The organism is Candidatus Margulisiibacteriota bacterium (genome assembly GCA_041650635.1).
Taxonomy (GTDB): domain Bacteria; phylum Margulisbacteria; class WOR-1; order JAKLHX01; family JBAZKV01; genus JBAZKV01.
Window position 1 is genome coordinate 42,685 of record JBAZKV010000006.1, and the last position, 11,277, is coordinate 53,961.

The following is an 11,277-nucleotide window of genomic DNA, read 5'->3' on the forward strand; positions in this document are numbered from 1 at the left end:
AAGATGCGCCTTCCCAACGCCACAACATCCATACTTGACAACGGCATCACGCTTTTAACGGAAGAGATCCCCTCTTTAAGGTCGGTCAGCATGGGCCTTATGTGCAGGGTGGGCTCTTCCAGCGAGGCCCTCGAAGAGATGGGCATTTCCCACTTTATTGAGCACCTGACCTTCAAGGGGACGCAAAAAAGGACCGCGGCCATGATAGCACAGGAGCTTGACGGAGTAGGCGGAAGGCTTAATGCCTTTACCGGAAAGGAATTCACGGTTTACTACGCCATAGTGCAGGACAAACATATTGATGTGGCCGCAGATGTTCTGTCAGATATTTTCCTGAATTCAAAATATGAAGCCGCAGATCTTGATGTGGAAAGGCATGTCATCCTTGAAGAGATCAAAATGTACGAAGATGCCCCTGATGAACAGATCCACGATATCTTTACTTCTTCTATGCTGCCCGGAAACGGCTTTGGCAACACTACCATAGGCACCGAAGACACCGTAAAGTCCCTTGACAGGGATAAGATACTTGAATTCAGAACAAAATACTATACTCCCCAAAACCTTATCATCTCCATTGCGGGAAATATCAAACCTAAAGAAGCACTAAAAATAGTATCGTCCTCTTTTTCCGGGTACAGCGGGAACTTTGAAACCCCGGACCTTGAACCTGCAAGTCCGTCCCCATGCATAAAACTGAAAAAGAAGAAGACGGAACAGGTCCACCTGATAATCGGCGCCAACGGCGTTTCTCAGACCGACCCGGACCGGTATGCGTTCTCCCTCCTGGACAATGTGTTGGGGGGCTCCATGAGCTCAAGGCTGTTCCAGGAAATAAGGGAAAAGAGAGGCCTGGCATATTCGGTATTCTCATTTAACCACGGCTTTAAGAACGCGGGGCTGTGCGGCATTTATGCCGGAACAAGAAAAGAGAACTTTGAAAGAACGGTAGAGCTGATCCTGGACGAGATAAGAAAGTTAAAAAAGGACGGCATAACAAAAGCAGAATTTGAGCGCTCAAGGGAGTACATAAAAGGATCCCTCGTCTTGTCCCTTGAGGCAAGCAACAGCAGGATGAATTATATGGCAAGATCACACTTTTATTATGAACAAGTCCTGACGATAGATGAGGTGCTGAGCCGGATCGATGCAGTTACTCCGGACAAAATAATGGAAATGGCCGCCCGGCATTATGACAACAAACAGCTTTCGCTGGTTGTGATAGGCGATTTTGACGAATTGCCAATAAAGAAAATAGAGGTATAATTAGCAGTATGGAAAGAACAAGGGTGCTCATTAACGGCGCTAAGGGAAAAATGGGCCGGGAGGTCATAAGGGCTGTCTCAAAAGAAGCCGAGCTTGAACTTGTGGCGCAGGCAGACCTTGGCGACGATCTGGCAGGGACCATCAAAAAGTCCAGGCCTGATGTCGTCATTGATTTTACTATCCCAAAGTCGGCCATGGACAACATAAGGACCGCGGCACAGAACAAATGCCATGTGATAGTGGGAACTACCGGCATCACCGAAAATGACCTTGCCGAGATAAAGGACCTGTGCAGCACCAACAAAGTGAACATCCTGGTGGCCCCCAACTTTGCCGTCGGGGCCGTCCTCATGATGAAGTACGCCTCCGACGCGGCCAAATATATGCCTAAGGCCGAAATAATAGAACTGCATCACGACCAAAAGCTTGATGCCCCTTCCGGAACAGCGCTTAAGACCGCGGATATGATGAAAAAGAGCTCCGGCATAAAGGATGTTCCCATCCACAGCGTAAGACTGCCTGGTTTTGTAGCCGACCAGCAGGTCATCTTTGGCGGCCTGGGACAGACCCTCACTATCAAGCATGAAACCACGGGCAGGGAGTGTTTTATGCCCGGTGTAGTACTTGCCGCAAAAAAGATCAAGTTGCTCAAAGGCCTGACCTACGGGCTCGAGAATATATTGTAGAGCTTTTTCCTCTACCTAACTTCTACCGCGATCGGGATTATACTGAAATCCCTGAAATATTGCATCGATATACATCCGTGATCGGTCAAAAAGGAGAATTACTATGGTAGAAAGCGTCGGGGCTACGGTGTTATGTGCATTGGGTGCAAGAGGACCGAGATTTCATGAAGGGGACAGGATCGCCACTTTTGATATAGGCGGGGGCACAGTAAGATCGGGGGTTTTTAGGCTGGAAGCTGGCAGAAGGCCTGTTCTGGAAGAAGCCTTTCGGATAGAGCAAAGATATGCAAATTCTGCCGATCTGATCCGGGACTGCTATGTCTTTGCCGAAGCAACAATGCCGGCGGAGCAGAGTTCCTGCGTGTTTTCTTTTGCGGGGCCTGTCGACACTGGAAGAGGGACCATTGTTAAGCTCACCAATCATGTCGGGGTCGAGGAAAGGCACATCCCGTTCGCAAGTTCTGTCAGCGGCCTTTTTAGAGAAAACTGCGGCAGGGGTGTAGAAGTAACTGTCATCAATGACGGCGAATCGGGCGCATATGCCGAATTCAGCCCTCAGGGAGCCCTGGCACGCCTTAAAGACGGCGACCTGGGCATGGCGCTCATCTGGGGAAACGGCATAGGAGGAAGGCTTTATCAAAAAAGAGGCAACGGGATCGCCAAGGTCCCGGGAGCTTTTGAGCCGGGGCACTTTTTGATGAGCCGCACCCTATTAAATGCTCTCGGGATGCCGGATATGAGCATACCGGCATCATGCGGCTGCCAGGTTACTCCCAATCTTTCTCCGGCCCACTTCGAAAATTATTGCATGGAATCGGTAATTAAAGGGCCTTCTTTGCAGAAACTTATATCTGAATTTGCAGGCCGTGAACTGAAGCTTGAAGATGTGCCAGCCGCTCTTTCTAAAGGAATTCCGGATGGGCGGGACTTGGGAATTTTGGATGCCTTAGGCACAGCAGGCAGGATCCTTGCGCACAGGCTCGAAGCCCTGCAGAGGGGCTATGATGACATGGGAGCTATCTCTTTTGCTCTTATAGGCGGGGTCGGCGTTAATCTCGGGCAATGTATCATCCCCAGCATGGACGATTACAGCCATAAAATGGCTTCCAGCTTGCAAAAACCGGCATGGGCACAGACACCTAATTATTACATCGGAGCTTTTCCGTCGGATCAGACCAATCTCTGGGGAAATATTTTCTATCAATTGGGGCTTTGATCTTGAACAAAAGCCTGAAATCTCTCCACGGAAAGGCCGATATACATATAGAAGGGGGCAGGCCCGGGAACAAGCCGGTGCCTCGCCTGTTGATCACCGGACCAGATCTGCCCCGCTCTTATTTACAGAGGGGACCAATGATAGAAAAAGCTGGAAAAGCAGAAAATATGATGCATAAAATTGCAGCGGACAACATCATGAAGAATAATTGTACAAAAAGGAACTTTTCCGGAAGCGACCTTAGGGCCGCTGCCTCGGACCTGCTCAACAATGAACTTAAAGAGCTTGGAACACGGCTTCCCAAAGAAGACCAGGGCCGTCTTTTGGACCTGGCGCTAATGGCTTACATCAAAACCGAGATCAAACAGGCTTAACCCGCCGACCTGTCTATAGCCTCCCTGATATTTGAGACCCCGGTTATCTCCATGCCTTTTACAGGCTTGATCTTGTTCAGGCTGATCGCAGGCACAAGGGCTTTTGTAAAACCGGTGGCGGCCGCTTCCGAAAGCCTTTTTTGCAGGTTCGAAATGCTCCTGATCTCCCCCGTCAATCCCAGTTCTCCGGCTATAATCATTTTGGGGTCTATCCCTTTGTTCTTTGCGCAGGAGACCACCGCAAGAGCCGCCGGCAGGTCCGCAGCAGGCTCATCCACATAAAGGCCCGAGGTAACGCTGAGATAGATGTCCTGTTCAAAAAGCCTGATGCCGGCTTTTCGCTCGAGCACCCCTATGATCATTGAGCACCTGTTGTGGTCCAGTCCCGTTACCACTCTTCTCGGATAGGCAAGTTTGGACTGGCTTACAAGGGCCTGTATCTCTATCATAAGAGGACGGCTTCCCTCCACCGCACAGGAAACAACGGAACCAGGAGATCCAAGAGAGCCTTCTTCAAGAAGGACCTTTGAAGGATTAACGACCTCCTTAAGCCCTTCCTGCGTCATTTCAAAGATCCCTACCTCATTGGTGGAGCCAAAGCGGTTCTTGACCGCCCGCAGTATCCTCAACTGGCGGCTGTTCTCCCCTTCAAAGTAGAGAACAGTATCAACCATATGTTCAAGGATGCGGGGGCCTGCCACAGAGCCGTCTTTTGTCACCTGCCCTATCAAGAAAACCGGGATGTTAAGGGTTTTTGCTATTTGGACCAGATAGGAGGCGCAATCCTTGATCTGGGATACCGAGCCGGCGGCGGAAGGGATGTCGCTCCTGCTGACTGTCTGTATGGAATCTATCATGACCAGATCGGGTTTAAGCTGAGTTATCTGCTCCTCAATTTCAAAAAGTCCGGTATCGGTATAGATAAAAAGCCCCGGAGCGTTCACGGACAGCCTCTGGGCCCTTACTTTGATCTGGTTAAGGGATTCCTCTCCGCTCACATAAAGGACCCTTCCCTTTTTCCCGACGGAAGAAGCCAGCTGCAGCATGAGAGTGGATTTGCCCGTCCCCGGCTCTCCTGCCACAAGCACGGCAGCCCCCTTTAAGATGCCCCCGCCCAGCACTCTGTCAAACTCCCCTATCCCCGATAAGGTCCTGGGATCTTTTTGAACATCTATCTTATCGATCGATACCGCTTCTGAACTTTGAGATTTGAATTTTTGGATCTGTTTTGGATTTTGAGTTTCGGATTTTGAACTTTCTTCAATATAGCTGTTCCACTCTTCACAGACAGGGCATCTGCCTATCCATGAAGGCGACTGCGCTCCGCAGCTCCGGCAAACAAATGGGCTCATTTTGATACCGGGGTTTCGGCCTCTTTGCTTTCCGATGTTTTTTCCGCCCTGCCCTGCTGCTTTTTTGCCGGCTTCCCGGTGAACACTATTTTTTCATCCTTAAGGTCAACCTTTATCCTGGTGCCGTAGGGGAAATTGCCGAGCAGAACTTCTTCGGAAAGAGGTTCCTCTATCTCATTTTCTATGGTCCTTCTTAGCGGTCTTGCCCCGAATTTTGGGTCGTACCCTTTTTCCGCAAGAAAATCTTTTGCTTTTTTGGTAAGTTCCAGAATAAAACCTTTTGCCTCAAGCCTTTCGTTAAGTTCCCCTATCATGATATCCACTATTTTGACAAGGTCTTCTTTGGTTATGGGATGGAACACTATGCTTTCGTCTATCCTGTTGAGGAATTCAGGCTTAAAACTCTTTTTAAGTTCTTCCAGGACCTGCTCCTTCATCCTGTCATAGGTGGCCCCTGCATCGTCCCTGGTAAGGAACCCGAAAGAAGTTTGTTTTCTTATAAGATCTGCCCCCACATTGGAGGTCATTATGATTATGGTGTTTCGAAAGTCCACTGTGTGCCCCTGCGAATCGGTAAGTTTACCGTCGTCTAAGACCTGCAAAAGTATGTTGGTTACATCGTGATGGGCCTTTTCTATCTCGTCCAAAAGGACAACTGAATGCGGCTTTCTGCGCACGGGCTCCGACAAAAGCCCTCCTTCCCCAAAACCGACATATCCCGGAGGAGAGCCCACCAGGCGGGATACCGTGTGTGATTCCAGATATTCGGACATGTCTATCCTTACCATTGCGTCCTTGTCGCCAAAGATGAATTCCGCCACCCTTTTTGCGAGCTCGGTCTTGCCCACGCCCGAAGGCCCCATGAACAGGAATGACCCGATGGGCCTTTTAGGGTCTTTCAATCCTGCCCTGGACCTTCTTATGGACCTGGCTATAACGGAGACCGCTTCTTCCTGTCCCACGACTTTCCGGCCTATCTCTTCTTCCATCTTAAGGAGCCGCTTTGTCTCTTCTTCGGTAAGCTGGGTTATCGGGACTCCCGTCCAGGAAGAAACTATCTGGGCGATCGATTCTTCGCCGACCTCCGGCCTGTCCTGCCTGTCCATAGAGCCGATATTCTTGGCAGCCGCCTCGTACTTGGACCTTATTTCTTCTTCCTTGTCCCGCAACTGGGCGGCTTTTTCATATTCCTGGTCCCTTACTGCGGTCTCTTTTTCCGCTTTTATCCTCTCAAGCTCTTTAGAAAGCTCCACCACTTCAGGAGGCGCCACGGCAGAGCTCAGCATTACCTTGGCAGAAGCTTCGTCCACCAGGTCTATAGCCTTGTCCGGCAGATGCCTGTCAGGAATGTAGTGCGCCGACAGTCTGGCGGCAGACACCAGAGCTTGATCTGAAATCCGAACCCGGTGAAAATCTTCATATCTTGGACGAAGACCTTTAAGTATTTCTATGGTCTCGGGAACTGCGGGCTCTTCTACAAGAACGGACTGGAACCTGCGCTCGAGCGCGGCGTCGCTTTCTATCTTTTTGCGGTATTCGTCCTGCGTGGTGGCGCCTATGCACTGGAGTTCTCCCCTTGCAAGGGCGGGTTTAAGCATGTTGGCCGCATCCATGGCGCCCTCGGCGGCTCCCGCGCCGATTATCGTGTGTATTTCGTCGATAAAAAGAATGACATTGTCGCTTTTTCGCAGTTCCTCTATTATCCTTTTAAGCCTTTCCTCAAACTCGCCGCGGTATTTGGTGCCGGCTATCAAAAGCCCAAGGTCAAGAGAAACTACTCTTTTGTTCATCAGGGTGTGAGGGATATTGCCTGTCACTATTTTTTGGGCAAGGCCCTCAACAATGGCGGTCTTTCCCACTCCGGCCTCTCCTGTAAGCACCGGGTTGTTCTTTTTTCTGCGGGACAGTATCTGAACCACCCTTTCTATCTCCTTGGCCCTGCCCACAACGGGATCAAGCTTCTTTTCCCTGGCCTGAACTGTAAGGTCGCGGCTAAATGCATCAAGCACAGGCGTCCCGGAAGAAGAAGGAGGCTTTCTGTGATAAGCGGTCTCTTCTCCCAGGAATGCTATTATCCTGTTCTTGGCGGTAGAATAATTGATGCCCAGGTCGTTAAGCACCCTGGCGCAGAGTCCCGTGTTCTCGCGCAGCAGCCCCATAAAAAGGTGCTCCACCCCGACATAGCTGTGGCCGAGCTGCCTGGCCTCGTCCCAGGCCAGCTCAATCGTATGTTTTACTTGAGCGCTGAACGGGATCTCGCTGGCGGGACGGCCCCCTTCGCTTTTTATCGCCTCTTCCAGAAGGCTCTTTATGCGTCCGGGCTCCGCCTTGAAAAATTCAAAGGTCTTAAGGACGACCGGCTCTTTTTCCCGGATCATACCCAATATCATGTGTTCGTTGCCCAGGGAATGGGCCATGAGCCTCTGGGCCTCTTCCTGAGAGGCCATGATGACCCGGACCGCACGCTCGGAAAACCTGTCGAACATTACCATATTGTGTACCCGCCTCTGGAAAAATTATAACAGAAAATAAAGGGGATTAGCATGCAAGTTCAAGGCCCTTTAACGCGATGGATATATAGGGAGGCAAATCCATGTCAGCTGGTTCCAACTTATCTGTTTCTAGCAATAACAAGCACGGCCTTTCGTTCGATCCCAACGGGGGAGTATCGGCTATAAGGACCGGAGGGAACATAGATATCTCAGGACTTGCCCTGAAGGGTGTGGATGCCAACAGCAACAAAGAGAACAGGATCACCCAGATAGCCCACGCCGCGCTCGGAAATATTGGTAATAATGTCTACGAAATAGCCTAAGCGGTCTTTTCTATCGGCAGCATAATAATAAAAGTCGTCCCTTTCCCAACCTCGCTTCTTACCTTTATAGTTCCTTTATGCTCTTCGATTATCCTCAAGGTTATAGGCAGTCCCATACCTGTCCCGCTGGATTTAGTGGTGTAAAAAGGATCGAAGATATTTTTCAGGTCTTCTTCTTTTATTCCGGAGCCGCTGTCCGATATCTCGACAAACACGGTCGGAATGGTATTCTCGTTGGTCTGGGACCCGTTCTTTTTTATTGATACAAAACCTCCCTTTGTGATCTTGCCGAGTTTTATCACCTCGCCGACATCCGTCTTTATTATAAGCTCGCCTCCGTTGGCCATTGCCTGCGAAGCGTTAAGTATTATATTGAGGAACGCCTGGGACAGCTGCGAGGGATCGGCATTTATCTCCGGCAGTTTGGCGAACTTTGTCGTTATTCTTATATTGTTCTTCCTGAACTGGTTCTCCAAAAGGTCAAGGACCTCTTCGAGCACCGAATTGGGGTTGGTCGGCTTGAACTCCGGTTTTGAAGGTTTGCCGAACTTCAGCAGGTTCTCGGCTATCTTATTGATCTTTTCTATCTCAACGGGAACTATGGCGGAAAACTTGTCCCTAAAGTCCTTGTCCTCCCATTTAAGCGGGATGAGCTGGGTAAAGGTCCTTAGCGCGACCAGAGGATTCTTTATTTCATGGGCCATTCCCGCCGACATCGTGCCCAGGGCAGCCAGTTTTTCGGAGGCTATCAGGTGGTCCTGAGTTTCTTTTAATTCGGCCGTCATTTTGTTGAAGGCCCCGGCAAGCCGGCCTATTTCATCAAGGGAACCGGTCTTAATTTTATAATTGAGGTTCCCTTTCCTTATCGCCTCTGTGCCGGAAATGACCTCGCTGATCGAGGCCTCTATACTTTTTGCAAAAAACAGCCCAGCAGTGGTCGCGATAAGTATGCCCATTATCACAAAGGCCAGCGAATTGGTCTCCACTTTCCTGATCTCAAAATAAGCCTGTGAGGCCGGCTCCGACACCGCCACTACCCAGCCCAGCTTGCTTATAGGCAGGAACGAACCTACCATCCTGTCCCCGTCCTTGCCCAAAAAATCCCCCCCCGCCCTGGAGCCAGAAAGCGCTTCTCTGATATACGGAAGATCGTTCATGCTTTCTCTCTCAAGGGCCCTTTTTTCGTCGGGATGCGCAACTATCTTCCCTTCCGAATCCACCACATATATTATCCTGTTCTGGGCATAGCTGAGTTCTTCCACAGAGTATTGGATCCTTTTGATCAAACCGGCCATATTGTTCTCGCTGTCGATGTAATAATTGACCTTGTCAACCACTCCCAGAGCTATCTGGTTGTCTGTCTCGATAATGGCCTTTAGCAAAGACGCTCTTGAAACAGCTATAGTGGCCAGGGTGGTAGCCTCCACAATTATCACTATCAGCACCACAAAGATGAGCACTAACTTGAACAGTATTTTTGTGCGCAAAAAATTGAGGGGCTTAAGGGCAAGATCGTCGGTCGGCGGGATAAGGTTGCCCAGCAGGAACATTGAAAAAGCAAAAAGGGCTATCACCCAGGACAAAAGAAGGTACAGGCTTGCTCCGTAAGAAACATAGAACACTGTAAGGATGTATGCTGCCGCTATGGCAACGGAAGAGATCCCGCACAGGTATTCTATATTCTTCTCTTTCTGGTCCTTTGATCTAAGGGTCCTTATCAGATAATTCATTCCCAGAAGGGCCCAGATGCCTGTCCAAAGCACCCTGATCGGCAGCATTGCCGCAGATTCTATGGCGGGCTCTATGACATCGAACCTGTAGGCAAGGCTCACCGGGGTAGAAATGAGAAGATATCCGGTATAGGCAAGCGCCGCGGCCATGAGTGCGGCTGCCGTAAGCGACCTGTATTTGAACTTTTCACAGGCAAACCTGAAAACAAAATAGACACAGATCAGCAGGCTCAAATAGACGGCCTTCTGCAAAAGCATAAGGGTCGAGAGCTGAGCCCCTATATTGAAGAGCATCTGTGAAGCAATCGTACCCACCACAAAAACCGTGAAAAAAAGGAATAGCAGCGAAAGATACAGATCTCCTTTTTCTCCTTTTTCCAGGAACCTTCGGAAGAGAACATATGACCCTACCGCAAGGATGCCGGAAGCGAATATCTCTACAAAGATGCTTATTATCGTGATCGTTGAGAACACTTTACTGTGCTGCTCCTGCCGGCGCCTGCTCACGCACCGTTATATTCGCTTTTGTCATAGAAAGCCAGCCTTTTTTATTGGCGACCGCAATAAGTATCTCTTTTTCTCCCGGAGGGGTCTTGGCGCTGATGCTGCTCTGGAGCGTAAAGACGCCGTCGTTGGGGGAGCCGTCGCCCCAAAGACCGTTGTCGACAAGTTTCATATTGGATAGCCTTCCCAGGCTGGATATGTCAGCCCTGACATCTTTAATATCCGTTAGTCCGTTGGGATCTTCTACCTTGACAATGAGGTCAAAAACCGATATCCCGTCGGCGTTGATCCTAGCCGGGGTTACTTTTACATACTTGATGACCGGTGCCATCGTTGCCCTGTTAAGCTGGACCAGATTGTAGCCGATCGCAACATTGAAGAGGTCTGAGATCTTCTTTTTCATGAAGTCCGTGGCGGAAAGCATAACAGCCATCTCTCCCTTGGTTATGTACTTTTCTTTCTTGTCCGGCTGCGGCGCGGCCAAAGCGGGGCCTTGAAACAGCAGCAATACGGCCAGCAGCGCCGCGGCAATTAAGACGACCGGCCTATTTCTATCTTTTAAGTTCATCAAATTTCTTCAGGATCTCCATTCCTTCGGATTCCCTTATTCCTTCCTGTGGATGGAACTTCCCGTCCGCAAACGGTTTCATCAGTCCTATCTGAGCTACAGTTTTTATGTAAGGTGCGGACCAGGAATCGGCCGGGACATCCGGGAACGGGGCTCTGTCCACTCGAGCAAGGTCAAGCGAGCGGGCCCTGACCAGCCAGACAGCCAGCTCAGCCCTGGTTATCCTTTCTTCCGCTTCAAATTCCTTTTTTGCAGGGATCTGGATCACTCCTAGCGTTGCAAGTCCTTCCAGGGTCTGTTTCTTGCTCTCGGCCTTGGCCTTTTTCTGCTCCACGGCCTGTTTTTCTTTTTCCAGGCGCTCCTGCCTTGCAAGCAGCTCCTGCTTCTCCTTTTCAAGCCTTGCCTTTTCTGCTTCCGAAAGCTCTTTGGCCCTTTCTTTGTACGCTATTTCCGCCTGTTTTTTGACTACCTCGTCCTCTTTTTTCAGGACCGCTGATCTCTCCTGCTCAAGCCTTTTGAGTTCCGGTATCTTTACCGCGACCTTCCTTAACACACGCCTGGAAAAAGAGATCTTCTGTTTCTCATGTTCTCCCGTGATCTCTATCTTGTTCTTTCCAATATCAAGAGGCACTTCAACGGAAAATATGCCGTCGGAGGCGACATATACATCCAGGCCGTTGACCTTGGCCCTTACCCCCTTTGCCTCTCCGCTGACCAAGACCCTGTCATTTTCGGTAGAGGATTCGTCCTGCGGAGAGAACACCTT

General features: G+C 50.0%; 10 protein-coding genes. 5 read left to right on the plus strand and 5 right to left on the minus strand.

Features of this window, described 5'->3' with window-relative positions; all coding sequences use genetic code 11:
* Nucleotides 1-3: 3 nt before the first annotated feature.
* The 4 genes from WC490_02730 (at nucleotide 4) to WC490_02745 (ending at nucleotide 3,542) form a co-directional block, all read left to right on the plus strand.
* On the plus strand, nucleotides 4-1,266 hold the full coding sequence (locus WC490_02730; protein ID MFA5097525.1) for a pitrilysin family protein: 1,263 nt from the start codon (nucleotides 4-6) through the stop codon (nucleotides 1,264-1,266).
* An 8-nt stretch (nucleotides 1,267-1,274) separates the two neighbouring features.
* On the plus strand, nucleotides 1,275-1,952 hold the full coding sequence (gene dapB, locus WC490_02735; GenBank protein MFA5097526.1) for a 4-hydroxy-tetrahydrodipicolinate reductase: 678 nt from the start codon (nucleotides 1,275-1,277) through the stop codon (nucleotides 1,950-1,952).
* 103 nt (nucleotides 1,953-2,055) lie between these two features.
* Nucleotides 2,056-3,168 (plus strand): hypothetical protein, encoded by a 1,113-nt coding sequence (locus WC490_02740; GenBank protein MFA5097527.1) that lies wholly within the window; start codon nucleotides 2,056-2,058, stop codon nucleotides 3,166-3,168.
* 137 nt (nucleotides 3,169-3,305) lie between these two features.
* Nucleotides 3,306-3,542, plus strand: a complete 237-nt coding sequence (locus tag WC490_02745) for a hypothetical protein (protein ID MFA5097528.1) — start codon at nucleotides 3,306-3,308, stop codon at nucleotides 3,540-3,542.
* Here WC490_02745 and radA read toward each other — a convergent pair.
* Both radA and WC490_02755 read right to left on the minus strand, forming a co-directional pair.
* Nucleotides 3,539-4,894 carry a DNA repair protein RadA gene (radA, locus tag WC490_02750; GenBank protein ID MFA5097529.1) on the minus strand — a complete coding sequence of 452 codons (1,356 nt, stop codon included), beginning with the start codon at nucleotides 4,892-4,894 and terminating at the stop codon, nucleotides 3,539-3,541. The genes WC490_02745 and radA overlap by 4 nt on opposite strands.
* Nucleotides 4,891-7,380: an ATP-dependent Clp protease ATP-binding subunit gene (locus tag WC490_02755; protein ID MFA5097530.1), complete on the minus strand. Its 2,490-nt coding sequence runs from the start codon at nucleotides 7,378-7,380 to the stop codon at nucleotides 4,891-4,893. Before WC490_02755 ends, radA begins: the two co-directional genes overlap by 4 nt.
* A gap of 107 nt (nucleotides 7,381-7,487) precedes the next feature.
* Between WC490_02755 and WC490_02760 the strand changes: the two genes are divergently transcribed.
* Entirely contained in the window at nucleotides 7,488-7,709 is a 222-nt protein-coding gene (locus tag WC490_02760) for a hypothetical protein (GenBank protein ID MFA5097531.1), read from the plus strand.
* Here WC490_02760 and WC490_02765 read toward each other — a convergent pair.
* The 3 genes from WC490_02765 to WC490_02775 are packed head-to-tail and all read right to left on the minus strand — an operon-like array spanning nucleotide 7,706 to nucleotide 11,274.
* Nucleotides 7,706-9,913 (minus strand): ATP-binding protein, encoded by a 2,208-nt coding sequence (locus WC490_02765; GenBank protein ID MFA5097532.1) that lies wholly within the window; start codon nucleotides 9,911-9,913, stop codon nucleotides 7,706-7,708. The two genes, WC490_02760 and WC490_02765, sit on opposite strands and share 4 nt — an antisense overlap.
* Before the next feature lies 1 nt (nucleotide 9,914).
* The gene (locus WC490_02770; protein MFA5097533.1) at nucleotides 9,915-10,511 is read right to left on the minus strand and encodes a hypothetical protein; all 597 of its coding nucleotides are present in this window, start codon (nucleotides 10,509-10,511) and stop codon (nucleotides 9,915-9,917) included.
* A complete protein-coding gene (locus WC490_02775) occupies nucleotides 10,495-11,274 on the minus strand; it encodes an S-layer homology domain-containing protein (protein ID MFA5097534.1) in 780 nt (259 codons plus the stop codon). The genes WC490_02770 and WC490_02775 overlap by 17 nt, the downstream gene beginning before the upstream one ends.
* Nucleotides 11,275-11,277: the final 3 nt, after the last annotated feature.

What these genes read in the sequence shown, in the direction of transcription:
- WC490_02730 (MFA5097525.1), top strand. Translation starts at nt 4, where the DNA reads ATGCGCCTTCCCAACGCCACAACATCCATACTTGACAACGGCATCACG.
- dapB (MFA5097526.1), top strand. Translation starts at nt 1,275, where the DNA reads ATGGAAAGAACAAGGGTGCTCATTAACGGCGCTAAGGGAAAAATGGGC.
- WC490_02740 (MFA5097527.1), top strand. Translation starts at nt 2,056, where the DNA reads ATGGTAGAAAGCGTCGGGGCTACGGTGTTATGTGCATTGGGTGCAAGA.
- WC490_02745 (MFA5097528.1), top strand. Translation starts at nt 3,306, where the DNA reads ATGATAGAAAAAGCTGGAAAAGCAGAAAATATGATGCATAAAATTGCA.
- radA (MFA5097529.1), bottom strand. Translation starts at nt 4,894, where the DNA reads ATGAGCCCATTTGTTTGCCGGAGCTGCGGAGCGCAGTCGCCTTCATGG.
- WC490_02755 (MFA5097530.1), bottom strand. Translation starts at nt 7,380, where the DNA reads ATGTTCGACAGGTTTTCCGAGCGTGCGGTCCGGGTCATCATGGCCTCT.
- WC490_02760 (MFA5097531.1), top strand. Translation starts at nt 7,488, where the DNA reads ATGTCAGCTGGTTCCAACTTATCTGTTTCTAGCAATAACAAGCACGGC.
- WC490_02770 (MFA5097533.1), bottom strand. Translation starts at nt 10,511, where the DNA reads ATGAACTTAAAAGATAGAAATAGGCCGGTCGTCTTAATTGCCGCGGCG.